This window comes from Agromyces arachidis (assembly GCF_052805135.1).
In genome coordinates, this window is record NZ_JBRBDK010000002.1 from 305,146 (window position 1) to 329,241 (window position 24,096).

At 71.6% G+C, this 24,096-nt stretch carries 23 protein-coding genes, 1 tRNA gene and 1 pseudogene; 5 read left to right on the plus strand and 20 right to left on the minus strand.

Annotated features, from left to right (window positions below):
* Positions 1 to 2: 2 nt before the first annotated feature.
* Positions 3 to 1,244, minus strand: coding sequence for a sugar ABC transporter substrate-binding protein (locus ACUY4T_RS04430; RefSeq protein ID WP_446017692.1), 1,242 nt, complete (start codon positions 1,242 to 1,244; stop codon positions 3 to 5).
* Positions 1,245 to 1,492: 248 nt separating this feature from the next.
* Here ACUY4T_RS04430 and ACUY4T_RS04435 point away from each other — a divergent pair, with 248 nt between their 5' ends.
* Entirely contained in the window at positions 1,493 to 3,175 is a 1,683-nt protein-coding gene (locus ACUY4T_RS04435) for a glycoside hydrolase family 13 protein (protein ID WP_446017693.1), read from the plus strand.
* Between the two features lie 365 nt (positions 3,176 to 3,540).
* Here ACUY4T_RS04435 and ACUY4T_RS04440 read toward each other — a convergent pair whose 3' ends face one another.
* The 5 genes from ACUY4T_RS04440 to ACUY4T_RS04460 form a co-directional block, all read right to left on the minus strand.
* A complete protein-coding gene (locus ACUY4T_RS04440; protein ID WP_446017694.1) occupies positions 3,541 to 5,151 on the minus strand; it encodes a M23 family metallopeptidase in 1,611 nt (536 codons plus the stop codon).
* Between the two features lie 696 nt (positions 5,152 to 5,847).
* Positions 5,848 to 6,678, minus strand: a complete 831-nt coding sequence (locus ACUY4T_RS04445; protein ID WP_446017695.1) for an inositol monophosphatase family protein — start codon at positions 6,676 to 6,678, stop codon at positions 5,848 to 5,850.
* 58 nt (positions 6,679 to 6,736) lie between these two features.
* Positions 6,737 to 6,818, minus strand: a tRNA-Tyr gene (locus ACUY4T_RS04450).
* A gap of 150 nt (positions 6,819 to 6,968) precedes the next feature.
* Positions 6,969 to 7,616, minus strand: a complete 648-nt coding sequence (locus ACUY4T_RS04455) for a PH domain-containing protein (RefSeq protein WP_446017696.1) — start codon at positions 7,614 to 7,616, stop codon at positions 6,969 to 6,971.
* 19 nt (positions 7,617 to 7,635) lie between these two features.
* Positions 7,636 to 7,803 carry a hypothetical protein gene (locus ACUY4T_RS04460; protein ID WP_446017698.1) on the minus strand — a complete coding sequence of 56 codons (168 nt, stop codon included), beginning with the start codon at positions 7,801 to 7,803 and terminating at the stop codon, positions 7,636 to 7,638.
* Between the two features lie 173 nt (positions 7,804 to 7,976).
* Between ACUY4T_RS04460 and ACUY4T_RS04465 the strand changes: the two genes are divergently transcribed.
* On the plus strand, positions 7,977 to 8,999 hold the full coding sequence (locus ACUY4T_RS04465; RefSeq protein ID WP_446017699.1) for a LacI family DNA-binding transcriptional regulator: 1,023 nt from the start codon (positions 7,977 to 7,979) through the stop codon (positions 8,997 to 8,999).
* Between the two features lie 183 nt (positions 9,000 to 9,182).
* Here the strand turns inward: ACUY4T_RS04465 and ACUY4T_RS04470 are convergent, their stop codons facing one another.
* Entirely contained in the window at positions 9,183 to 9,377 is a 195-nt protein-coding gene (locus ACUY4T_RS04470; protein ID WP_446017789.1) for a hypothetical protein, read from the minus strand.
* Here ACUY4T_RS04470 and ACUY4T_RS04475 point away from each other — a divergent pair.
* A pseudogene (locus ACUY4T_RS04475) lies at positions 9,378 to 9,698 on the plus strand (carbohydrate ABC transporter permease); the annotation flags it as partial.
* Positions 9,699 to 9,863: 165 nt separating this feature from the next.
* On the opposite strand, the gene ACUY4T_RS04480 reads toward ACUY4T_RS04475, so the two are convergent.
* A complete protein-coding gene (locus ACUY4T_RS04480) occupies positions 9,864 to 10,853 on the minus strand; it encodes a type IV toxin-antitoxin system AbiEi family antitoxin domain-containing protein (RefSeq protein ID WP_446017701.1) in 990 nt (329 codons plus the stop codon).
* Positions 10,854 to 11,140: 287 nt separating this feature from the next.
* Here ACUY4T_RS04480 and ACUY4T_RS04485 point away from each other — a divergent pair, with 287 nt between their 5' ends.
* Together ACUY4T_RS04485 and ACUY4T_RS04490 are read left to right on the plus strand one after the other, a co-directional pair.
* Positions 11,141 to 11,629 carry a YajQ family cyclic di-GMP-binding protein gene (locus tag ACUY4T_RS04485; RefSeq protein ID WP_446017702.1) on the plus strand — a complete coding sequence of 163 codons (489 nt, stop codon included), beginning with the start codon at positions 11,141 to 11,143 and terminating at the stop codon, positions 11,627 to 11,629.
* Between the two features lie 68 nt (positions 11,630 to 11,697).
* A complete protein-coding gene (locus ACUY4T_RS04490) occupies positions 11,698 to 12,096 on the plus strand; it encodes a nuclear transport factor 2 family protein (protein WP_446017703.1) in 399 nt (132 codons plus the stop codon).
* A gap of 140 nt (positions 12,097 to 12,236) precedes the next feature.
* Here ACUY4T_RS04490 and ACUY4T_RS04495 read toward each other — a convergent pair whose 3' ends face one another.
* From ACUY4T_RS04495 to ACUY4T_RS04550, 12 genes are all read right to left on the minus strand, one after another.
* Positions 12,237 to 13,334, minus strand: a complete 1,098-nt coding sequence (locus ACUY4T_RS04495) for an alpha/beta hydrolase (RefSeq protein WP_446017704.1) — start codon at positions 13,332 to 13,334, stop codon at positions 12,237 to 12,239.
* 47 nt (positions 13,335 to 13,381) lie between these two features.
* Positions 13,382 to 14,245 carry a type II secretion system F family protein gene (locus ACUY4T_RS04500; protein WP_446017705.1) on the minus strand — a complete coding sequence of 288 codons (864 nt, stop codon included), beginning with the start codon at positions 14,243 to 14,245 and terminating at the stop codon, positions 13,382 to 13,384.
* On the minus strand, positions 14,245 to 15,201 hold the full coding sequence (locus ACUY4T_RS04505) for a type II secretion system F family protein (protein WP_446017706.1): 957 nt from the start codon (positions 15,199 to 15,201) through the stop codon (positions 14,245 to 14,247). Before ACUY4T_RS04505 ends, ACUY4T_RS04500 begins: the two co-directional genes overlap by 1 nt.
* Positions 15,198 to 16,715: a TadA family conjugal transfer-associated ATPase gene (locus ACUY4T_RS04510; protein ID WP_446017707.1), complete on the minus strand. Its 1,518-nt coding sequence runs from the start codon at positions 16,713 to 16,715 to the stop codon at positions 15,198 to 15,200. Before ACUY4T_RS04510 ends, ACUY4T_RS04505 begins: the two co-directional genes overlap by 4 nt.
* Complete coding sequence (locus ACUY4T_RS04515; RefSeq protein WP_446017708.1) at positions 16,702 to 18,129, minus strand: CpaE/TadZ family protein; 1,428 nt, start codon at positions 18,127 to 18,129, stop codon at positions 16,702 to 16,704. The genes ACUY4T_RS04510 and ACUY4T_RS04515 overlap by 14 nt, the downstream gene beginning before the upstream one ends.
* Positions 18,130 to 18,131: 2 nt before the next feature.
* Positions 18,132 to 18,881, minus strand: a complete 750-nt coding sequence (gene cpaB, locus ACUY4T_RS04520) for a Flp pilus assembly protein CpaB (protein WP_446017709.1) — start codon at positions 18,879 to 18,881, stop codon at positions 18,132 to 18,134.
* 34 nt (positions 18,882 to 18,915) lie between these two features.
* Positions 18,916 to 19,923, minus strand: a complete 1,008-nt coding sequence (locus ACUY4T_RS04525) for a pilus assembly protein TadG-related protein (RefSeq protein WP_446017710.1) — start codon at positions 19,921 to 19,923, stop codon at positions 18,916 to 18,918.
* The gene (locus ACUY4T_RS04530; protein ID WP_446017711.1) at positions 19,920 to 20,282 is read right to left on the minus strand and encodes a TadE/TadG family type IV pilus assembly protein; all 363 of its coding nucleotides are present in this window, start codon (positions 20,280 to 20,282) and stop codon (positions 19,920 to 19,922) included. The genes ACUY4T_RS04525 and ACUY4T_RS04530 overlap by 4 nt, the downstream gene beginning before the upstream one ends.
* A gap of 122 nt (positions 20,283 to 20,404) precedes the next feature.
* Entirely contained in the window at positions 20,405 to 20,602 is a 198-nt protein-coding gene (locus ACUY4T_RS04535; RefSeq protein ID WP_446017712.1) for a Flp family type IVb pilin, read from the minus strand.
* 233 nt (positions 20,603 to 20,835) lie between these two features.
* Positions 20,836 to 21,501, minus strand: a complete 666-nt coding sequence (locus ACUY4T_RS04540) for a prepilin peptidase (protein ID WP_446017713.1) — start codon at positions 21,499 to 21,501, stop codon at positions 20,836 to 20,838.
* 24 nt (positions 21,502 to 21,525) lie between these two features.
* A complete protein-coding gene (locus ACUY4T_RS04545; RefSeq protein WP_446017714.1) occupies positions 21,526 to 22,905 on the minus strand; it encodes an FAD-dependent oxidoreductase in 1,380 nt (459 codons plus the stop codon).
* A gap of 19 nt (positions 22,906 to 22,924) precedes the next feature.
* Positions 22,925 to 24,049: a polyprenyl synthetase family protein gene (locus ACUY4T_RS04550; protein ID WP_446017715.1), complete on the minus strand. Its 1,125-nt coding sequence runs from the start codon at positions 24,047 to 24,049 to the stop codon at positions 22,925 to 22,927.
* Positions 24,050 to 24,096 lie beyond the last annotated feature (47 nt).

Below are 24,096 nucleotides of genomic sequence, written 5' to 3' on the forward strand. Positions count from 1 at the left end.
CGCTACTTGGCGTCGATCGCAGCCTGGACGTCGGCCGTGAGCTTCTCCCACGTCGCGGCCGGGTCCTCGCCGTTGATGATCGAGGCCTCGGCGATGCCCCAGTACTGCCACACCGAACCCATGGCGGGGATGGCGGGCATCGGAACGGCCTCGGCACCGACGGCAGCGAAGCCCTCGATGATCGGGTCGCTCGACGCGGTCTCGGCAGCGGCCGAGAGCGCGGGCAGGATGTTGCCGGCCTCGAACAGGTCGAGCTGGACCTCTTCGGTGCCGATGTAGTTCACCAGGAAGTCGTTCGCGGCGACCTTGTTGTCCGACTCCGAGCTCACGAAGAAGCCCTTGACGCCGGCGAACGGCGAGGCGGGCTCACCGGTCGGGCTGGGGATCGTGTCGATCGCGACGTTGATGCCCGCGTCGGTCGCAGCGCTGAGGTTCCACGGACCGGTCAGCCAGAAGGCCGCGGTGCCGTCGAGGAACGACTGCTTGGCGATGTCGCCGTCGATGTCGGTGTTGAAGTTGCCGGCGCCGTTCTTGCCCTGGCTGCCGAGCCAGTTCGCGAACTCGACGCCGCCCGCGCTGCCGAGCTGGAGGTCGGTGGGGTCGTAGCCCTCGTCGTTGGTGCCGAAGACCGGGGCGCCGAACGCCGTCTGGAACGGGTAGAGGTGGTAGGGGTTGCCCTCGGCGCCCTGCTCGACCACGAACGGCTTGTCGAGGCCGGCGGCCTGGCCCTTGGCGATCATGTCGTCGAAGTTGGCCGCGGCCTCGGGGACGAGGTCGGCGTTGCGCAGGATCGCGATGTTCTCGACCGCGTAGGGGAGCATGTAGACGGTGCCCTCGTAGGTCGCGGCGTTGATCGCGACATCGAGGTAGTCGCCGGCGGAGTCGCCGAGCTCGAGCGGCGCGACGACGCCGTTGGTCGAGAGCTCGCCCAGCCAGTCGTGCGCGCCCATGGTGATGTCGGGGCCTTCGCCGGTCGGGACCTGCTGGATGAAGTCGTCCTTGATCGTGGCGACGTCCTTGCCGACGATCTCGACCTCGACGCCGGTCTCCTCGGAGTAGGCGTCGGCGGCCGGCTGGACCGCGTCGACGCGCTCGGCGTCGACCCAGACGGTCAGCGTGCCGCCCTCGGCCGAAGCTCCGTTGTCGCCGTTGTCGGCGTCGCCGCTCGCGCAGCTCGCGAGACCCAGGGTCGCGACGACGGCGACGGCGCCGGCCGCGAACAGGCTCTTCTTGTTCACCCGCATTGGTGTGTGCCCTTCTCAGTGTGCGTGAGATCGGCGCCTTCGCCTGGTGACTCGCACCGTGCTCGAAAGGCCGTTCTTCCGTTGGATGTCGCTCGCATCGTGATTGCAAGCGGTTTCAGGTATACCCTGTCAGCGTCGCATTGACAACTCGGCGTTATCGCTTCGATACCGTTTACACAGGAATGCGCGGGCTGCTGCAGTCTGCAAACGCTTTCAGAAATCCCCCAGCTGACTTAGGATCGTTCCTCATGACTTCCGAATGGTGGCGCACCGCCGCGATCTACCAGATCTACCCCCGGTCGTTCGCCGACGCGAACGGCGACGGCATGGGCGACCTCGCCGGCATCCGCTCCCGGCTTCCCGAGCTCGCCGACCTCGGCGTCGACGCCGTCTGGCTCTCGCCGTTCTACGCCTCGCCGCAGAAGGACGGCGGCTACGACGTCGCCGACTACTGCGACGTCGACCCCCTCTTCGGCACGCTCGCGGACTTCGACGAGATGCTCGCCGAGGCGCACCGGCTCGGCCTCAAGGTCATCGTCGACCTCGTGCCGAACCACTCGTCCGACCAGCACATGTGGTTCCAGCAGGCCCTCGCCGCCGCACCCGGCAGCCCCGAGCGCGCCCGCTACGTCTTCCGCGAGGGCAGGGGCGCGCACGGCGAACTGCCGCCCAACAACTGGCAGTCCGTCTTCGGCGGGCCGATGTGGACGCGGGTCGTCGAACCCGACGGCACCCCCGGCCAGTGGTACCTCCACATCTTCGACAGCTCGCAGCCCGACTTCGACTGGACCAACGAGGAGGTGCGCGAGGAGTTCCGCCGAATCCTCCGGTTCTGGCTCGACCGCGGCGTCGACGGCTTCCGCGTCGACGTGGCGCACGGCCTGATCAAGGCCGACGGCCTGCCCGACTACACCCCGCCCGCCGACGCGGGCTCGATGGGCGGCAACGCCCACGGCCTCGAGGCCGGCGTGCCGCTCGAACCGGAGATCCACGACGAGGGCGACGGCGCACCGTACTGGGGCCAGGACGGCGTGCACGAGGTCTACCGCGACTGGCGGGCGCTGCTCGACTCGTACGACGGCGAGCGCATCCTCGCCGCCGAGGCGTGGGTCGACCCGCTCACGCGCGTCGCGAAGTGGGTGCGGCCCGACGAGATGCACCAGGCGTTCAACTTCGCCTACCTCGAGACGCCGTGGGAGGCGGCCGCGCTCCGCGCCGTCATCGACCACTCGATCGAGACCTTCGCTGCGGTCGGCGCCCCGTCGACCTGGGTGCTCTCGAACCACGACGTGATCCGCCACGCCTCGCGCCTGGCGTTGCGCGCCGACAGCCTGCAGGGCCACGGCATCGGCCCGAAGAGCCCCGGCCTGCCCGACCCGGTCGTGGGCCTCCGCCGCGCCCGTGCCGCGACCGCGGTCATGCTCGCGCTGCCCGGCTCGGCCTACATCTACCAGGGCGAGGAGCTCGGCCTCCCCGAGGCGATCGACCTGCCCGACGAGGCCCGCCAGGACCCGACCTGGTTCCGCACGGACGGCGAGCGCTACGGCCGCGACGGATGCCGCGTGCCCATCCCCTGGGAGGCCGACGCCCCGTCCTACGGCTTCGGTCCGACGGATGCCGCGTGGCTGCCGCAGCCCGCGGAGTGGGCCTCGCTCGCCCGCGACCGGCAGCGCGGCGTCGACGGTTCGACGCTGGAGCTCTACCGCGCCGCGCTCCGCATCCGCCGAACGGAATCGCTCGCGACCGGCGCCGTCGTGTGGCTCGACGGCTTCGCCGACGACGTGCTCGCGTTCCGGAACGGGTCGGTCGTCGTGATCGGCAACACCGGCTCCGACCCGATCCCGATGCCGGCGGGCGACGTCCTGCTCGCCAGCGAGGACGTCTCGGGCGGCGAACTGCCGGGCGACACGACCGTCTGGCTGCGCACGTAGCCTTCGCGCACGGCGAGGGGGGGCGCATGCTGCGGCATCCGCCCCCCTCGCGTTGCGCCGCCCCGTCCCGCCCCGCTCGCCCGTGCCGCGCGCCCGTCCCGCCCCGTTCGCGTTGTGCCGCACCGTCCCGCCCGTCCCGCTCGCCCCGTTCGCCCGGCCAACGGGAGGTTTCTGCGCTCGCGGGAACTCTCAGACCTCACTCGGGCGCAGAAACCTCCCGTCGGGCGGGACGGGACGGGATCGCGCGCGGCGAGCGTCGCGGGCGCGCCGAGTCTGGATGCGACGGGCGCACTGCGGTGGGCACGGGCGCGCGGCGGTGGGCACGGGCGCGCGGCTCGGCGGCGGGCACGGGCCCGCGGCATCCGTCAGTTGGTGTTGGCCCAGAGCCACTCGAGCGGGTCGACCCAGTATCCGCCGACGCCGCCGATACGGATCTCGAAGTGCAGGTGCGGCCCGGTCGACATGCCCGTGTTGCCCGTGTTGCCCAGCACGTCGCCCACCTCGACCACGTCGCCGACCTCGACACGGCGCGTGCCGTACTGCATGTGCGCGTACACGCTCGTGATGGTCTGCCCGTCGATGACGTGGTCGACCATCACCACGGCGCCGAGCGATCCACCGGAGTCGGTGGAGACCGACACGACGCCGTCGGCGATCGACTGGATCTCGGCGCCGTCGCCCGGGTTGAAGTCCTGGCCGTGGTGGTTGGTCGAGCAGCCCGCGCAGTTCCGGTACCCGAAGCGGTCGCCGATGTGCACGCCGACCGCGAAGGGCCACTGGATCGTGCCCAGCGGGTTGTTCGTGAAGGTGGCCTCGGGCCGGATGCCGGCCGCGCGGGCGTACTCCTCGATCGTCTGCGCCTGGTAGTCCTCCCGGCCGATCATCGCCGTGGCGCTGTCGCCGGTGATCTCGACGCGCTGGCCGTCGATCGTGACGGCGGTGGTGTCGCCGAGCGCCATCGCCTGGACGTCGGCGGGCGAGAGCAGCGAGAGCGACGGCACGGATGTCGCGACCGCGAGCAGCGCCACGAATCCCATGGCGACGGTGCTGGCGAAGCGGCTCGTGAGCGCCCGGCGGAGCGAGCGCCGCCGTGCGGGGCGCGATGCGGCCGCGGCCGCCCCGGCGGGGCGAGTCGCAGGCGCGGGGTTCGCGCGGCGCGGGACCGGCGGCGTGGCGGCCGGAGCCGCCGATGCGGGCCGGTCGGCCGGGCGGTCCGCGACGGCCGGGCGGTCCGCGACGTCGGCCGGCGTGCGGCGACCGGGCGCGCGCTGCTCCTGCGGCCGCTGCGGACCCGGATCCGCGGCGACGGCGCGGGGATCGCGCTCGGTCTGACGCGCTTCCGGGGCCGAGTGCCGGCGGCCGGCGGCCGCGTCGGCGCGCGCGGTGCGATCCTCAGGGGCGTCGCGTCGAGGGGTTCGTGCGGGCGCACGGGTCGGCTGCGGCTCGACGTCGAACTCGCGGTACTCGTGCCCGGCCGGGGCGTGTGCGGCGTCGACCGCGGCGGCGAGCACCGCGGAGAGGTCGGCGGTGGAGTCGGCGCGCGGGTCGCGCGGCCGGTCGGCATCGAGGGCCTCCGCGCCGCGGGGCCGGCGCACGGACTCGGGCCGGGGCTGCCCGGCCGTGGGGTGCGACTGCGACTGCGTGGGCCGACGCAGCTGCGGCTGCGGCTGGTCCTGCGGCAGCGGCTGCCGGCGGAGCGGCTCCTGCTGGAGCGGCTCCTGCTGCTGCAGCTCGTGCGGCAGCGGCTGACGCTGGTGCGGCAGCGGCCGCGCCTGGACGGAGGGCGGGGACGGAACCTCGGCACGGCGCTGCGGCTGCTGCGGACGGGACGCCTCCGAGGCGGGCGCACGGCCATGGGGCGCCGACGGCGGATTCGCCGCGCGGTTCCACTCCCGCGCGGGCTGGCCATGCTCGGCCCCGACCTGCGAGTGCGGCGCCGGCGCGGAGCGCGGCCGGATCGAGGGTTGCGACGGCACCTGGCCGCCCGACTCCGGGCGCGGCGATCCGGCGGGCGGTGCCGCCGGAGCGATTCCGCCGGTCTGCTGCGCCGGATCGCGGCGCAGCCGGCGGGGGGTCAGCTCACCGGTGTTCGAGGCCGGGGCGGACGCGGCCGGCGGCCGCGCCGCGGAAGCGGCGCCCGGCACGGGCATCGCGTGCGAGTCGGACGGCGCCCGGCGGTCGCGCGGACGGAGCGGGCCCGTGGCATCCGCTCGCGAGGGTGAGACCGGCGCGGTCGAGGACGACGTCGGCGAAGCGGGTGCCGGTGCCACGCGCGGCGGCAGCGGCGTCGACACCGGCGACACCGGCGCTCCCACGCCCCGCGCCGGCAGCAACGATTCGAACGACCTCGTCCCGGAGACGCCGACGGCCGAGTCGCTGCCGGCTCGGGGGCCGGCCGGCTCGGCCGGAGGAGTCGTGCGGTCCCGCAACTCGCGACGCGTCAGGGGTCGCTCAGGCCGCGAATGGGCCTGGGTGCCTGGCGTGGATTCGTCGGGCACGAGGGGGAACTCGGGCACGTTGGGGGCTTTCGGCTCGGGTTTCGGGGGACGAGTTGGCCATGAGTCCCGGCCGCCGGCCGAGGTCACGGATCGGTAAAGCGTAACCGGTCCATGGCCGGTTCGCCACGTCCGGCCCGGTCCGGGCGCAGATCGCATTGCCGGCCGGGCCGCCGCTCAGTCGGCCGGCACGCCCGCGTCGCGCAGCAGCGCGTCGAGCGCGTCGTACAGCGACGGCGCCGCCGCGAGCACCAGTCGTTCGCTCTCACGGCCGCCGTCCGGCCCGCCCACGCGGCCGCCGGCCTCGCGCACGATGAGCGCTCCGGCGGCGTGGTCCCACGGGTTCAGGCCCTGCTCGTAGAACGCGTCGAGCCGGCCCGCCGCGACTGCGGAGAGATCGAGCGCGGCCGAGCCGATGCGGCGGATGTCGCGGATGCGCGGCAGCACGTGCAGCAGCGCCGCCGCCTGGCTGCGACGCCGCTCGACCGAGTAGCCGAAGCCGGTCGCGACGAGCGCGTGCGACAACGCCACGTCGTCGTTGACCCGCAACGCGCGGTCGCCCAAGTGGGCCCCTCCCCCGGATGCCGCGGAGAACACCTCACCGGAGACCGGGTTCACGACGACCCCGGCGAGCGCGTTCCAGTGCGCCGGATCGGGCGGCCCGTCGACGACGCCGATGCTCACCGACCACGCCGGGATGTCGTAGAGCAGGTTCACGGTGCCGTCGATCGGATCGACGACCCAGTTCAGGCCGCTCGTGCCGACATGGGTGTCGTCCTCCTCGCCGAAGATGCCGTCGTCGGGTCGCGCATCGAGGATCATCGACCGGATCCGCTCCTCGGTGTCGCGGTCGACCGCGGTCACCACGTCGGTCGGGGTCGACTTCGTCGCCGTGACCTCGATGCCCCGCCGTCGCTCCTCCAGGGCGGTCTCGGCGACCGAGAGGGCGATGCGTCGCGCGATCGAGAGCAGGTCGGCGGATGCCGCGTGGCCGGCGTCAGGCGTCATGCCCCCACGCTACGCCCCGCAGACGACGGAAGCCCCGGCGGACCGGGGCTTCGCGATGTGGCGAGTGAGGGATTCGAACCCCCGAAGTCGTAGACAGCTGATTTACAGTCAGATCCCTTTGGCCGCTTGGGTAACTCGCCGTACACCCGGCCACGTTGTTCACACGACCGGGGGCCACACAAGGATACCCAAGCGACGGCGTGTCGAGAAATCGAGGCGAGCGGATGGCGCAGGGCCCGCGCCCGGGCGTCCGGTCGCCGCGTCGCGGCAGCCCGCAGCGCGGCATCCGCTCACAGGTGGATCGGCATCGTGTCGTTCGGGCCGAGCTCGTCGCGGCGTTCGTCGCGGACCTGGTCGGGGTACCGGACCGGGGGCCGGAACGCGCCGGGGGCGACGGCCGGCTGGGGCTGGGTGGCGTTGCGGACGGGCCCGCGCAGGCCCGCGCGGGCGATCACGCGCTGGATGGTGAGGTCGCGTTCGTTGGGCGCGCCGACGTACCGGATCTCCTTCAGCCCCTGCGTCTGGGCCGCCGACTCGAACACGAAGTGCCCGAAGCCGAACACGCGGCCGAGCACCGGCCGGTGCACCGAGATGTCGAGGATGCGCGCGAGCGGCATCGTCGCGATGTTCTGGGTGAGGATGCCGTGCACGCGGAACACGCGCATGTTGGTGATGACGAAGCGATCCATCTGCGCCTGCAGGATGCGCCACATGCCCCAGCCGGCGAGCACCAGGGCGGCGAGCGCCGGCAGCCACCAGGCCTGGGGTGGGACGAAGAACGCGATGAGCAGCACCGGGATCGCCGCGACGAGGAGCATCACCGGCTTCACGATCGCCGCCCAGTGCTTGGCGACCTCGTCGACGATCACCTCGCCCTCGTCGGCGATGAGGAACCGCTCGACCCGCGGGTCGAAGAGGCTCCGTGCGTGCGGCGTCACCGGCGGCATCCGTTCGCCGTCACGCCGCCGCGAGCGTCGTGAAGAAGCGTCCCACCGCCTCGACGCCGTTCCACACGGCTTCGACCGCCCCCTGCACGGCGTCGGCCGCGTCCTCCGGGCGTGTGACCATGTAGAAGAGGGCGAACACGATGGCGAGCCCCACGAGGATGCGCTTGACCCACTTCACGCGGTCTTCCCTTCCATTGCGTCGGTGGGCGAGCCTGCTCCCCCGACCGGACCAGCCCTGAACCCTGCTTTCCTACCCCAGTACGCGGGGCACGGCAATGCGCCACTCCGGGCGGCGATAGGATCGGGTGCCGCCGGCCTGCATCCCGGGCAGTCCGCGGCGGGCGAGGAGCGATGGCCGGCATCGAGGAAGTGGCGAAGCTCGCGGGGGTCTCCACCGCGACGGTCTCGCGTGCCCTGAGCGGGCGCGGCCACGTCTCCCCCGCCTCGAAGGCGAAGGTCGAGGAGGCGGCGGCGCTCCTCGGCTACGTCGTCTCGTCGAACGCGTCGAGCCTCGCGTCGGGGCGCACGCGCAACATCGGCGTGGTGATCCCGTTCCTCAACCGGTGGTTCTTCTCATCGGTGCTCGAGGGAGCCCAGCAGGCGCTGCTGCGCCGGGGCTACGACCTCACCCTCTACAACCTCTCGGGCGACGGCCGCGAGCGGTCGAGTGTCTTCGAGCACTTCCTGCTGCGGCAGCGGGTGGACGCGGTGATCGCCGTCTCGCTCGAGCTCACCGAGCACGAGGTCCAGCGCCTGCACGACCTCGGCAAGCCCCTCGTCGGGGTCGGCGGGCCCATCCCGGGCGTGCGCACGCTGACGATCGACGACGTCGCGGTGGCACGACTCGCGACCGAGCACCTCATCGCGCTCGGGCACCGGCGCATCGCGCACATCGGCGGCGACCTCGAGTTCGACCTCGACTTCCACCTCCCCACCAACCGTCGCCTCGGCTACGAGGCGGCGCTCCGCGACGTCGGGGTCGAGCCCGACCCGTCGCTCTTCGCTCCGGCCGACTTCACGATCGCCGGCGGGTACCACGCGGCCAAGCAGCTGCTCGGGCGCCCGCACGACCGGCCGACGGCCATCTTCGCGGCATCCGACGAGATGGCGATCGGGTCGATCCTCGCCGCGCGCGACCTCGGCCTCGTGGTCCCGCGCGACGTGTCGATCGTCGGCATCGACGACTACGACCTCTCCGACTTCTTCGGACTGTCGACGGTGGCGCAGTTCCCGCGCGGGCAGGGCGAGATGGCGGTCGAGATCCTGATGGAGCAGCTCGAGCCCGGTCCGGATGCCGCGCCCGGCGCCTCGACCACGCAACTGCCCTTCGAGCTGCGCGTGCGCTCGTCCACCGCGACCCCTCCCGAGGCCTGACGCCCGCCTCCCGCCTCTCTTCCTCCTCCTTTTCCCGGTCTTCCTCCCTCCTTCCGCCTCGAAGTGAGGTTTCTGCGGTCGAGGCAGCTCTCGTACCTCACTCACACGCAGAAACCTCACTTCGAACCGCAGGAGTGCGAGCGAAAGGGGCGGCGGAAGGGGACGCGCGGCGCGCGGCGCGCGTCAGGCGGGCAGGCGCAGGCGCGCGAGCGCGCCCTGGATGGCGACGGCCGCCGCCACGCGTGCCCACGAGCCGAATCCGGCGTCGTCGACGTGCACCGTGACCGGGGTCGCCTCGGGGTCGCGGTCGGCGGCGAGCGCGGCGAGCGCCGTGCCGCCCGCGACCTCCCACAGGCGCACCCCCTCGCCCGACAGCACGAGGCGGCTCGGGTGGACGGCGCAGGCACCTGGCGCGTGTTCTGGCAGATCATCTTCCCGCTGCTCATGCCGATGAACGCGACGGTCGGCATCCTCACGTGCGTGTGGGCGTGGAACGACTTCATCATGCCCCTCGTCGTGCTGACCGACCCGGCCTGGCGCACGCTGCCGCTCGTGCAGTACGTGTTCCAGGGCCAGTTCAACGTCGACTACACCGTCGCGTTCGCGTCGTACCTCATGGCGATGGCGCCGCTGCTGATCATCTACATCTTCAGCCAGCGGTGGGTCATCTCCGGCGTGACGCGGGGCTCGATCAAGTAGGGCCGGATGCCGCGGGGCGGGCGCGTCGCGCACACCGCCGCCCCGCGGCATCCGCTCGACCGTGCCGCCCCACGGGTGCCGCTGGTTCCAAGCGAGGTTTCCGCGTCTGAGTGCGACACGGAACTTTCGCTCAGGCGCAGAACCCTCGCTTCGAGCGGCGCGTGCTCACCTCAGCGTGATCAGGCGGACGGGAGCGCGGACCACGGGAAGGCCGGCCGCGACCAGCCGCGCGCGGAGCGGTTCCCTCGACCACATGTCCTTCCAGTCCCAGCGCGCGAACCCGCGAACCGCGCGCCGGATCGCGTCCTCTCGCTGCTTCTCACGGATGACGCTCCTCGCCGTGGCCGCGACATCGCCCGCGCCGAGGTACTTGCCGTCGCCGTCCGCCTCCGCCGCGACGTCGTGCCGGGGCCAGTAGAAGTCGAGGTCGGCGTGCCGCCCGAGATCCGGCAGCTGAACCCGATGCTGGAGCACCGGGATCGGGAAGCCGAACTCCTCGATGACCAGACGGCTCATGGTCTCGAGCGGCGACTCGGCGTCGGTCACGGCCCGGGCGAGCACCGCGTCGACGCGGCGGCACCCCGGATACCGCCCGAGCCGCTCGTGCTCGGCGCGGAGCGCGTCGAGGGTGGTGAGGGGCGCGCCGGCCTGGGCGCCACGCGGGACGTGGAGCGCGGCATCCGTCGCGACGAGCGCGGCCGCCAGCGGCGCCTGCTTCGCCAGTTGGATCAGGGTGAACTCGATGGCGGTCGTCGCGCAACCATCGGTCGCTCCGACATCGAGCTCGGCAGGACGTCCGACGGACACGACGCCGGGTCGCCGGCTCCCGAGGCCGTCGCGGGACAACACCACGACGTGCGACGGCCACGGCCCGACGATGGGGAGTCCTGCGAGGGCCGCCGCGGAATGGCCTGTGAAGGTCGGGCGGTGCAGCGCCTCGGCGGCAGCGTGGACCGACGCCCGATACCGGAGTGCGGCGACCTTCGATGCGGGCATGGATGACTCGGAGGGGTCGGGCACGCGGTAGGCCCCGCGACGAACGCGCTCGAGCGAGCCGGCCCGGACGGCCGCGTAGAGCTCGGCGTCCCGCCCGGCGGCGCGCAGGTCGCGGGCGAGGACGAGGCCGTGTTCAGTGCTGGGGAGCGGATCGGTCACCCCTCGATCATGGGACTCGACCCGCCCCGCCCGGCGGGTGCTCCCGCCCCGGTGTGGTGAGACGTACCGCGCTGCCACCGGTGGAGGACCGGTCGCGGGCGCGAACCGCCCGCCTCCAAGTGAGGTTTCCGCGCCTGAGGTGGCTCTCGGACCTCGCTCGCACGCGCAAACCTCCCTTCGAGGCGTGGAGGGAGGGAGGGAGGGAGGGAGGGAGGGAGGGAGGGAGGGAAGGATCGGGCAGAGCCCGCCCCGTGGCATCCGCTCGACCCGTCGCTAGACTGGCGCGCATGGCTGATTCGACGTTCGACATCGTGAGCAAGGTCGACAAGATGGAGGCGGAGAACGCCGTCAACCAGGCCCGCAAGGAGGTCGAGCAGCGCTACGACTTCAAGGGCGTGGGCGCGTCGGTCGAGTGGTCGGGCGAGAAGATCCTGCTGAAGGCGAGCTCCGACGAGCGCGTCAAGGCGGTGCTCGACGTGGTGCAGTCGAAGTTCATCAAGCGCGGCATCTCGCTGAAGTCGCTCGACTCGGGTGAGCCGTACCCCTCGGGCAAGGAGTTCCGGATCGAGATCGCCCTGAAGGACGGCATCTCGCAGGAGAACGCGAAGAAGATCGGCAAGCTCATCCGCGACGAGGCGCCGAAGTCGGTGAAGTCGCAGATCCAGGGCGACGAACTGCGCGTGTCGTCGAAAAGCCGCGACGACCTGCAGGAGACCATCCGCCTGCTGAAGGCCGCCGACCTCGACGTCGACCTGCAGTTCGTCAACTTCCGCTGACGACCGCGCCGGGGGCGTCGACCCTCGCGGTGCTTGCGCGTGATCCCGTCGCCGCCCATCATGAGGCCATGACGGCGCACGAGGAGTTCCTCGCCTGGGTCCACGGCCCCCTCACCGATGCCGAGCGTGCGCTCCACGACGGCGACCCCGAGCCCCGGCGCGCGCTCTGGTCGCGCACCGAGCCGGTGAGCGTGCTCGGCGCGTGGCGCAACGCGATCGGACTCCGCGAGACGGACGAGCTGTTCGACTTCCTGGGCCGCAGCATGTCGGACTGCCGGCGCTTCGAGATCGAGGTCCTCGCCTTCGACGTGAACGGCGACGCCGCCCATACGGTCGCGTTCGAGCACACCGCGGTCTCGGTCGACGGGGTCCCGCGCTCGTACACGCTCCGGGTCACGCAGGTGTACCGGCGCGAGGCGGGCGGATGGCGCGTCGCGCACCGGCACGGCGACACGGCGGCCGAGTAGGCGTCGCGGTCGCGACCCGCAGCAGGGGCCTCGGCGCGCACGCACCCGAGCGGCCGACCGTCACCGCCCGCCCGGCCGCCGCTCACGGCCGGCGCTCTCGCCCGCGCCCGAGCGGCGAACCGGCGCAGCTTGGTCCCCACTCACGGCCGCGCGCTCGGCGCGTATCCGCGCAGCCAGCGCGTGATCGCCGCGTACGCCTCCGCCCGCGCCGGCTCGCGCGAGAGGAAGACATCGTGCAGCGCCCCCTCGATCCGCGCGACGGTGACCTCCGGCCCGAGGCGCAGCGCGCGCTCGGCGATGTCGTCCACCACCAGCACGGTGTCGGACGCGAGCATCGCGTCATCCCACCGCGCCTGGAAGGTCGACCGCTTCGAGAGGAGCGTCAGCACGGGGGCGCCCACGTCGATGCCGGCCTTGACGGTCGCGTGCCCGGCGAGGATGGCGGTCAGCCAGGCCGGCTGCAGTCGGAACCCCCGGTCGGGGCGCATCACGCGGTCGTACTCCCATTCGCCGTCGAGGTCGCGGGCGATCGAGCGCGCGTAGAAGCCGCGATCGATGTTCGGCAGCGGCGTGGACGGCGCGACCCGGGCGTGGAAGCCGAGCACGGGCGAGATCGCCTGCCGCGCGAGCGAGCTGAGCTGGAACTCGAGCCACGGGCTGTTCAGCACGAGGGCGGCGAGCCGGCCGGGGTTGCGTGCCGCCCAGAGGCTGACGGTCAGTCCGCCCGTCGAGTGCGCCATGATGATGAGCGGACGGTCCCCCGAGTCCATGACCGCGAGCGCGGCCTCGAGGTCGGCGTCGTACGTCGCGAGGTCGCTGACGTACCCCGGGGTCTGCCCTTCGCGCAGGCTGCGGCCGTACTTGCGCAGGTCGAGCGCGAAGAAGCGGGCGCCCGCGTCGGCCCAGTACCGGGCGATCTCGGGGTTGAAGAAGTAGTCGCTCCAGCCGTGCACGTAGAGCACGTCGGCGCCGGATGCCGCGGGCGGGGCCCCGGGCATCGGAGCCGACGCCCACGGCCAACGCCACCGCGGTTCGCGCCGCGGCTCGCGCGGTGCCGGGAGGTGCCGCACGAGCGTCGCGACGACCTCGCCCTCCTCGTCGTCGCCGAGCGGCAGGACGAGCTGCTCGAAGTCGGGGCCGAGGATGTCGGGTGTCCAGCCGATCGCGCCGGTTGCGCCGGGGCTCGGGGCGGCCGCCGCGGCGGCCGCCGTTGCCTCGATCGCGCGTTCCCCCTCCATGCCGCCAGCCTAGGCGCGGATGCCGCGGGCGGTTCCGCGCTCGACCGTCAGCCGCCGCTGAAGGTGTCGAGCATCTGCCGGATCGCCGGCGTGAGGATCACGATCAGCAGCACGGGCAGCAGGCAGAACACGAGCGGGAACAGGATCTTGATGCCGACCTTCTGCGCCTGCTCCTCCGCGCGCTGGCGCCGCTTGAGCCGCATCTCGCCGGCCTGCACTCGGAGCACGTCGCCGAGGGCGATGCCGTAGATGTCGGCCTGCACGACGGCCCGGACGAACCGACGGAGCTCCTCGACGTTGGTCCGGAACTCGAGCTGGTGGAACGAGTCGCGCCGCGTGCGCCCGAGGCTCATGTCCTGGAGCACGCGGATCATCTCCTCGGCCAGCGGCCCACTGCCGCCTCGCGCGGCCTTGCCCATCGCGGCGTCGAAGCCGAGCCCGGCCTCGACGGCGATGGTCATCTGGTCGAGCGTGTCGGGCAGGGTGCGGCGGATCTGCTCCTGCCGTTCGTGCGCGCGGCCGTAGATGCGCACGTCGGGGAAGAAGAACAGGATCAGCGTGAGGGCGATGGCGAGCAGGAGCTTCAGCGGGTGGAAGCCAGTCATCATGATCAGCAGCCCGACGACGATCCCCACGATGCCGAGGATGATCTTCGTCCGCAGGATCTTCGCGGCGGTCAGGCCCACCGGCCGGCCGGCGTAGGCGATCTGCTTCTCGAACCAGCCGATGTACCCCTCGGGCGCCGCGGTGACGAGCCGCCGGCCGATCGACGACTGCTGCACGAGCGGGCCGCCGTCGGTGCCGGTCTCGTCGCTGACGGGCGCTCGCCCGGGGAACAGGAGGAACACGAAGACGGCGATGCCGATCGCGACGCTGAAGATGCCGATGTACGCGACGATGCCGAACTCCATCAGAACTTCACCTTCACGACGGCCGAGATCCAGATCGTCCCGATGATCAGGAGGATGATGGCCACGACGAGCGCGACCAGTCCGAGGATGGTGCCGAAGAACGTCGGGTAGAAGTTCGGCTGGACGAAGCCGAAGACGAAGAACATCACGATCGGCAGCGCGACGAGGATGATCCCCGAGAGACGCCCCTCGGCGCTCAACGCCCGCACGTGCCGCCTGATCTGGTTCCGCTCCCGGATGGTGCGGCCGACCTGGTCGAGCACCTCGGCGAGGTTGCCGCCGGTCTCGGCGTTGATGGCCACGGCCTGGGCGACCCATTCGAAGTCGTTGCTCTTCATCCGCTGCGCGGCGATCGCCAGCGCCTGCGGGAGCGGCCGGCCCAGTCGCGCCTCGTTCACGACGCGTGCGAGCTCCTCGCCCATCGGCGCGTCGGCGTCGGCGGCGATCGAGGCGACCGTGCGCGAGAGGCCGTGCCCCGCGCGCAGGCCGCCGGCGATGAGCTGGACCACGTCGTCGACCTGGTCGGCGAACTTCGCCTGCCGGGAGCTGGTCCGGAAGATCAGCACGACCTTCGCGATGACCGGGGCCAGGATGGCGAAGAACAGCGCGAGGAAGATCGACGTGCCGTTCAGCAGCCCGAGGATGGCGCCGATCAGCGCGAGGAAGCTCGCCGCCGAGATGACGTAGATCGAGAACTGCGACGGCGTGGCCTTCACGCCGGCGAGCTCGAGCTCGAGCTCGCCGAACAGGCGTCGTCGCCCGCGCGAGAGCGCCTCGTCGACCGCGCCCGTCGCCTTGGTGGAGGCACGGCTGAGGAACGTGGACCGCTCGACGCCCGGCGCGGTCCTCCGGTCGGCGGAGATGCGCGGCGGCGGCGGGGCGATCACGAGGAAGAGCAGCGCGAGGACCGCCAGGAGGCTCAGGACGATCCCGGCGATCATCACGACGGGGTTCACCGGATCTCTCCAAGGACGTCGTCGTGCTGGACGTGGAACAGCGACATCGGCAGCTGGATGCCGTGGTCCGCGATCCGCTCCGCGAAGCGCGGACGCACCCCGGTCGGCTCGAGCCGACCGCGGAGGCGACCCTCCGAGTCGAAGCCGCGGCCGTAGTCGAACACGAAGGCGTCCTGGAGCGTGACGACCTCGCCTTCCATGCCGTGGACCTCGGTGATGTGCGTGATGCGGCGGACGCCGTCCTTGTGGCGGCTGATCTGCACGATGAGGTCGATGGCCGACGCGATCTGCTCGCGGATGGCGCGGAGCGGCAGGTCCATGCCCGCCATGAGCACGAGGGTTTCCATGCGGGAGACCGCGTCTCGCGGCGAGTTCGCGTGGATCGTCGAGAGCGATCCCTCGTGGCCGGTGTTCATCGCCTGCAGCATGTCGAGGCTCTCCGCGCCGCGGACCTCGCCGACGACGATGCGGTCGGGGCGCATGCGCAGCGAGTTGCGGACCAGTTCGCGGATGGTGATCTCGCCGCGCCCCTCGATGTTGGGCGGCCGCGACTCGAGCCGCACCACGTGGTTCTGCTGCAGCTGCAGCTCGACGGCGTCCTCGATGGTGATGATGCGCTCGTCGCCGGGGATGAAGGCGGAGAGCACGTTGAGCATCGTGGTCTTACCGGTACCGGTTCCGCCCGACACCAGGATGTTCAGCTTCGCCCGGACCGCCGCGTCGAGCACGGTCGCCGATTCGCGGGTGAGGGTGCCGAACGAGATGAGGTCCTCGAAGGTGTACGGCGTCGCGGCGAACTTGCGGATGGTCAGCGACGCGCCGTTGACCGCGAGCGGCGGGATGATGGCGTTCACGCGCGAGCCGTCCTCGAGGCGCGCATCGACCAGCGGGGACGCCTCGTCGATGCGACGTCCGACGCGGGAGACGATGCGCTCGATCACGCGGCGGAGCTGCGGCTCGCCGGTGAAGCGCAGCGACGACTCGAACAGGCGTCCGTGGCGCTCGATGTAGATCTGGTCGTGGCGGTTGACCATGATCTCGGTGACGGCGTGGTCGGCGAGGAGGGATTCGAGGGGCCCGTACCCGAGCACGTCGGCACCGATCTCGTCGATCAGGCGGTTCCGCTCCGAGGTCGTGAGCGCGAGCTGCTCGCCGGCGACGATCTCGCCGAGTTCGCGCCGGGCGAGCTCGTGCAGCTGCTCCTCGGTCATCGTCGGGTCGTTCAGGCGCGTCCCGATGCGGCCGAACAGCTCCTGGGCGGCCTTCTCCTTGACCGCGGCGAGCGGGTCGAATGCCGACACGGGCTCCTGCCGCGGGGGCTGGAGGATCGGCGACGGCGCCTGGGGAGCCTCCGCCCCCCGGCCGGGCGTGGCCGACTCCGGGTCGGGCGCGGGCGCAGACGTGGGCGCGGGCGCGGGCAGCTCCGTGGTCTCCACGGGCACCGGCGCGATCGCGGTGTCGAGTTCCGCTGCGGTCGGCGTCCGCAGCGCCTTCAGACGATCATTGAGGCTCAAGGATCCGCCTCCTTCGGGTGATTCGGCTTCGTTTCGGGGCGTCCTCGCGGGCGACGCGGGCGACGAGCTCCTGGATCGCCTTCGACGCCGGGTCGCGGGGATTGTCGTGGAGCAGCGGCTTGCCCCGGTTGCTCGCGAGGACGACGGCGGTCGACCTCGGCACCTCGACGTCGATCGGGGTGCCGATGATGCTCGCCGCGTCCTTCGCGGTCAGTCCGGCCATCCGGTCGGTGAAGTTCAGGACCATGTGCCGGTTCGCCGGCAGGAGCCCGAGCGTGGTGAGCAGGGTGAGCTCGGCGCGCACCGCGCGGAGGCTCGCGACGGCCATGTTCGAGACGAACACCGCGTCGGTCACGTGCTCGAGGACGTTGAGCGTGTGCTCGCCGAGCCCCGGGGTGGTGTCGACGACGACGTACCGGAAGATGCCGCGCAGGCGCTCGATCAACGCCCCGAGGGCGTGCGGCTCGATGCCGTCGCCGAGTTCGGGCGAGGGTGCGCTCGCGACGACGAAGAAGCCGGCGGGATGGTGCGTGAGCGTCGTTTTCAGGACGAGCTCGTCCGCGACGGACTCGGGTGCCACGGCTTCGACGATCGTGCGCGACGGCTCGAGGCCGAGGGCCACCGTGATGTCGCCGAACTGGAGGTCGCCGTCGACGAGGACGACCGAGTTCGGGGCGATCTCGGCGAGGCCGGCGGCCAGGTTGATCGACACGGTCGACTTGCCCTGGCCGCCCTTCGGGGCGACGACGGCGAGGGCCTCGCTCCGCACGCTGGGGTCGAGGGGCGGGAAGAGCCACTCGGGCCCCTCGGGCTCGGGCTCCTCCTCTTCCTCGGCGGCGGGCGGCTCCGCGTCCGCGTCGGCGTCGGCGTCCGCGTCCCCGTCGGCGTCCTCCTCAGCGTCGGCGTCCGTGCCGTCGTCCTCGTCCTCCTCGGCGTCGACGTCGGCCGCGCCCGATTCGTCCTCGTCGTCCGGCGCCGTCTCCTCCGGCTCCGGCTCGATCTCGACGGGCGGGGCGTCGAAGTCGGAGCGCTCCGCACGACCGTGCGTGACGAGCCAGTCGGCGAGCCGGTCGAGCAGGTTGGCCGTGGTCTCGTCGCTCGCGAGCGGGCTCAGCACGGCGTGGACCGACATCTCGTCGACCCAGTCCTCGAGATCGGAACGCTGCTCGCGGACCACGATCAGCCCGACGCCCGGGTTGCGCTCGCGGAGCCCGCGAACGAGGTCGCGCGTCTCCTCGAAGTTGAGCACCGGTCCGAGGAGGGCGATGCGCGGCGTCCCGCTGAGGCGATCGAGCGCCGCGTCGGCGCCGAAGGTGAGGAACTCGCCCGCGACCGTCTCGAGTCGGGGCCCGAGCAGCGACAGGAGCCTCGTCTCGTACTCGGACGATCGGCTGACCAGCACGTACGCAGCCATGGCTACCCCGTGAAGATGTTGTCGCCGAATCGAGGTGCCGATCCGTTCAGGTCGGTCGTGTCGGATTCGAGCGTGAGCCAGATCCCGCCGTTGCCGTCCTGCTGCTGCTCGGCGCCGTAGACGAGCTTCTCGACCTGCGGGGTCGTGGCGGCGAAGGTGACCATGATGGTGTTGACCGATCCGGAGGTCTCGGCCTCGCCCGTCGACACCGTGGTGCCGGGGGTCACGCGCGTCACGAGCATCTGGCGGAACATGAACTGCGTGACGGCGATGCCCGAGTTCGGCTGGATGCGATTCGTCCCGGTGGTGTACACGACGCCGACGGTCGAGCCCGGTGTGACGATGCCGCCGACCACCCGCTCGACGGGCAGCGCGATCGTGACCTCCTGCAGCCCCTCGGGCACCGGCACCTCGCCCTGCGCCGCGAGCACGGCCGGGTCGGCGAACCGGGAGTTCAGCAACTGCTCCCCCGGGAGGACCGGCGCGAGCGCGACGAGCCCCTCGAGGTCGGCGAGCTCGGTGACGCGGTCCTCGTTGAGGTTCCTCGCCGGGACCTGGTCGACGCGGACGAACTCCTGGACCTGGTCGCCGGAGGTGCCCTGGGGGATCTCCTCGTCGACGATGAACACATCCTCGAGCTCGGCTCCCTCGGCGGCTCGCACGTCCGCTCCGCGGACGTAGGTCACGAGGACGAAGGCGCCGACGACGGCCAGGACCAGCGCCAGGATCGCGCCGATGATTCGGGTCTTCATACGGTGGTTGTTCCTCCGGAGGTAGGGACGGGTCTCAGCCAGAGAGGCGGACGATCATGAGCCCCGCGTCGGGGGCCGGTCCGAGCTCGAACTCCTCGCCGAGCTCGACGTATTCGACGAAGAACCCCTGGATGCCCTTCGCGTTCTGCTGGCTGAAGGCGGGGAGGTTCGAGTAGTTGCCGCAGTACGTGGCGGGCCCACCGCTGGTCTTGTAGGCGGTCACGACGAAGGCCGCGAAGCGCGAGATCGTGTAGGTGCCGCCGGCTCCCTGATCGGTCGTCGAGGTGTACAGCGGAATGAGGTGGGTCTTGCAGAGGATCGCAAGCCAGTCATCGTTCGTGCAGCCCGTCTTGTTGACGTTGGGCTGGATGCCCGTGATGCCGTCGACGACGCCGCCCGCCTGGATGGTGGCGACGCAGTCCTCGGAGTCGAGCCAGCCGAACCCGCCGGGGTACCCGTTGTCGCACTGGTTCACCGGCACCTGGTTGCCGTTCGTATTGCTCGTGCCGTTGTTGATCAGCAGCTCGACGACATCCGGATTCACCGTGTCGGCCGGCTGCGCCGGCATGTCGTCGAACTCGCAGTCGGCGATCGTCAGCGGGAAGGTCGACCCGGCGATGGGCGCGCCCCACTCCGCCGTCGCCTCGGCCGTGACGGTCGTCTCGCTCGGGACGAACAGCGAGGCGAACGGATGGCGCACCGTGACGCCCTCGTCGTTGAGCGTCGACGATTCGACGGTGACCGATCCGCTGCTGGCGTTGACCTGGAGGTTCAGGATCGCGGCGTTCGCCTGCGTGTCGTTTGCGTTGTCGCCCGACATGCCGGTGGCGATCCCGTTTGCGACGCCCGTGCAGTTGGTCGGATCGGTCGCGCACTCCTGCGCGACCGCGAGCGCGGCGGCATCCGCGCCGTTCTGGAGCTGACCCTTCTCCCAATAGAGGAGACCGACGTCAGCCACCACGGCCACGAAGACGATGAGCGGCAGGATGGCGAACGCCACCCAGACCGCGACCGCCCCGCGCTCGCCCTCGCCGCGCCTCATCCGCCGCATCGCATGCTCCCAACTCCGCTCATGGTGACCCCGCCGGTGATGGCGGTGAGCCATCCGGTGAGGTCGTTCATCGGCGCCTCGACGAGGACGGTGACCTCGTCGTCGCTCACGTCCTCGCTGCAGGTGGACGGATAGGTGATCGTCACGCCGGCGCCGGCGATCGACGTCACCCGGGCCTCCGCCGTCGCGACCTCTCCCGGGTCGTTCGCGTGGATGGCGATGTGCCGCGCACCCTCGCGGGCCGCCTGGGTGAGCGTGAGCTGCTGGTTGAACACCCAGCCGAGGTCGAGGATCGCGAAGAGGATCAGGAGCAGGAGCGGGAGCACGAGCGCGAACTCGACCGCTGCCACCCCACGCTCATCCGTTCGCACGACGCCACCTCGAATCCTCACGCCCAGACACACCTCTCCACAACGACGGCTGTCCCGGCCGCGCCCTCGACGGACCCGGCCGGGACGAACTGATCGCAGCTCTACAGCTTCGCGATGATGTCGTTGTTGATGAAGTCGGTGATGGGCTGAACGAGCAGCACGAGCGCGGCGATGATGAGCAGCGAGACGAGCCCGAGGATGAGCGCGTACTCGACCGACGTGACGCCGTCCTCCTTCTCCTGCAGCGTCTCGAGGCGCTTGATGAGGCGGGTCTGGGCCTTGGCGATCAGCTTGTTCATGGTGGTGCACCCTTCGGGTCGGCAAATACAGGGACCGCCTGCTCGCAAGCGGTGTCCCGAACGTAGCGGCGTGCCCAGCCTGCGGCATACGCCCCATTTCGGGGCACCCCCTCTTTGGGGGTGACACATGCTCGCTTCGTGATCGGGCCGTTACCGCCGCGCTGCTAACCTTTTCGCCCGGTTTCGGATGAGCCGGTCCGGATCCGGCCGATGATCAGGCGGAACACCGCGTTTCAGCGACCCAGCACCATCACGGCGACGAGCGCTCCGGCGAGCATCGACGGCCCGAACGGCAACGCCCCGCGCAGCGACACCCGCCGCAGCGCGAGGGCCACGAGCGAGACCACGCCGCCGACCGCGAAGCCGGCGAAGACGCCCCAGATCCACACCCACCAGCCGAACCACCCCAGCACCAAGCCGAGCGGCGCGGCGAACTTCACGTCGCCCATCCCCATCGCCGACGGCGAGATCAGGGCGAGCAGGAGGTAGAGGGCGAACATGCCGGCGCATCCGGCGAGCGCCCACAGCAGCGGCAGCCACTGCCCCGAGAGCGCCGAGGCGAGCACGAGCAGCACCGCCAGCACGACCAGGGTCGGCAGCAGCACCGCGTTGGGCAGCCGGCGCTCCGTGAGGTCGACGATCGAGAGCACCACCCCGGTCGCGGCGAGCGCGAGCAGCGCCGGGAGGACCGGGTCGAGCCCGAACCGCCAGGCGAGCAGGCCGAACGAGACCGCGGTCGCGAGCGCCGACCAGACGCGGAGCCGGCGCAGCGGCATCCGCTCATCGGCCGGAAGGTGGATCGACCGATCGGCCCAGGCGGCGAGCGGGAGCCAGCCCAGCACCCCGCCGACGAGCGACGCCGCCGCGACCAACAGGATCGCGGCGGCGTCGGACGGCATGGAGTGCAGCGTAGCGGAGGGGCGTCAGACCTCGCCCCGCGAGATGCCGACCATCTCGTCGCGCGGCACGACCTTGATGCGGGCGCGCTCCTCGGCGGCGCCGAGCGCCTGCTCGTGCTCGTCGAGGCGGTGCCATCCGTCGAGGTCGGTCCAGCGGATGCCGCGGGACTCGAGCAGCTCGACGACCGACTCCTCCGACGGCGACTCGGGCCGCCACCAGTTGCCGAGGTCGTTGATGAGGTGCTTGATGGTCTCCATCGCGTCGGACTTCGTGTGCCCGATGAGCCCCACGGGGCCGCGCTTGATCCACCCGGTCGCGTAGACGCCGTACATCTGGCGCGACTGGCCCGACTCCTTGTCGCGGATCAGCACCTGGCCCTCGTGGTTCGGGATGACGCCGAACTTCTTGTCGAAGGGGATCCCGGGCAGGGGCGAGCCGAAGTAGCCGACCGCGCGGTAGAGCGCCTGCATCGGGACCTCGCGGATCTCACCGGTGCCGACGACCCCGCCCTCGCCGTCGGGCGCCGTGCGCTCGTACCGCAGCGCCGCCACGTGGCCCGACTCGTCGCCGACGACCTCGAGCGGCTTGGCGAAGAAGTGCAGGTGCAGTCGCCGCGAGGCCTGCCCGGTCTCGCGCTTGCGCCACTGCTGCAGCACCTTGTCGATCACGAAGACCTGCTTGTTGCCGGCCACCGCCGCGCGCGCCGCGTCGTCGTAGTCGAAGTCCTCGTCGTGCACGATCATGTCGACGTCGCGCAGCTCGCCCAGCTCGCGCAGCTCGAGCGGCGTGAACTTGACCGACGTCGGGCCGCGGCGGCCGAACACGTGCACGTCGGTCACGGGCGACGCCTTCAGGCCCTCGTACACGTTGGCGGGCACCTCGGTGGGCAGCAGGTCTTCCGGGTGCTTCGCGAGCATGCGGGCCACGTCGAGCGCGACGTTGCCGTTGCCGATGACGCCGACCGACTGCGCCTCGAGCGGCCACTCGCGGGGGTAGTCGGGGTGCCCGTCGTACCAGCTGACGAAGTCGGCCGCGCCGTAGGAGCCCTCGAGGTCGATGCCCGGGACGTTCAGCGACGCGTCGCGCACCGCGCCGGTCGCGAAGATCACCGCGTTGTAGTGCTTCTTCAGGTCTTCGAGGGTGAGGTCGTCGCCGAAGCGCACGTTGCCGAAGATGCGGATGTCGCCGCGGTCGAGCACCTCGCGAAGGGCGGTGATGATGCCCTTGATGCGCGGGTGGTCGGGCGCGACGCCGTAGCGCACCAGCCCGTAGGGCGCGGGCAGGTGATCGAACAGGTCGATGGAGACGTCGAAGTTCCGCTCCGACTTCAACAGGATGTCGGCGGCGTAGATGCCGGCGGGGCCTGCGCCGATGATCGCCAGGCGCAGCTTGTTCCTCGTCACCAGGTCGTTCCTCCAGTAGTCAACTCGTGCGCTCCACGATCGTGTCGGCGAAGCGCGTCAGCGCCTTCTTCACGCTGCCCTCGGGCAGCGGTGCGAGCGCCGCGACCGCGTCGCGGGCCCACCGGTGGGCCTCAGCGAGCGTAGCGCGCGTCGCGTCGTGCTCGCGCAGCTCGTCGACGAGGGCGTCGATCGTCGCGCGCGAAGGCACCACGCGCGAGGCGCCCGTGTTCGTGTCGAGCGGGTCGGGGCGAACGGATGCCGCGTCGGGCGGCAGCACGTCGCGGCGGATGCGCTCGAGCAGGTCGGCGGCCCCGGCGTCCGTCTTGGCCAGCTCTTCGAGCCGGAGCAGCGGCAGGGTGACGACGCCGGCGCGCAGGTCGGTGCCCGGCACCTTGCCGGTCTCCTCCGGCTGCGGCGACAGGTCGATCACGTCGTCGATGAGCTGGAACGCGACGCCGATCCGCTCGCCGAACTCGACGATCGGCGCCTCGAGGGCGGGGTCGGCGTTGCCGAAGATGATGCCCGACTGCGCGGCCGCGGCGATGAGCGAGCCGGTCTTGTCGGCGAGCACCTGGATGTAGTGCTCGATCGGGTCCTCGTCGGCGTCGGGCCCGACGGTCTCGTTGAGCTGGCCGAGCACGAGCCGCTCGAACGTGTCGGCCTGCATGCGGATGGCGCGCTCCCCCAGCTTCGCCATGAGCTGGCTGGCCCGCGCGAACAGCAGGTCGCCCGTGAGGATGGCCACCGAGTTGCCCCACACGTTCTGCGCCGTCGGGACGCCGCGGCGGCGGTCGGACTCGTCCATCACGTCGTCGTGGTACAGCGAGCCGAGGTGGGTGATCTCGATCGCCATGGCGGCCGTCACGACGTCGTCGACGACCCCGTCGCCGAGCTGCGAGGTGAGCAGGGTGAGCATCGGACGCACCCGCTTGCCGCCGGCCTCGAGCAGGTAGCGTCCGGAGACGTCGGCCAGCGTGTCGGCGAAGCGGACCTCCTCGACGAGGCCCGCCTCGACGCGGTCGAGGCCGTCGTCGATCGCCCGCGCCATGGCCCGGTCGGCCGACGACGCGAACACGCGCTCGCTGAGGCCGAGGTTGGCCGCGAGCTTCGACCCGCGACGGACGACCGGATGGCTCGGATTCACGGAGCCAAGCCTACCGAGAGGCAGCCGAACGGATGCTGCGAGCTTGT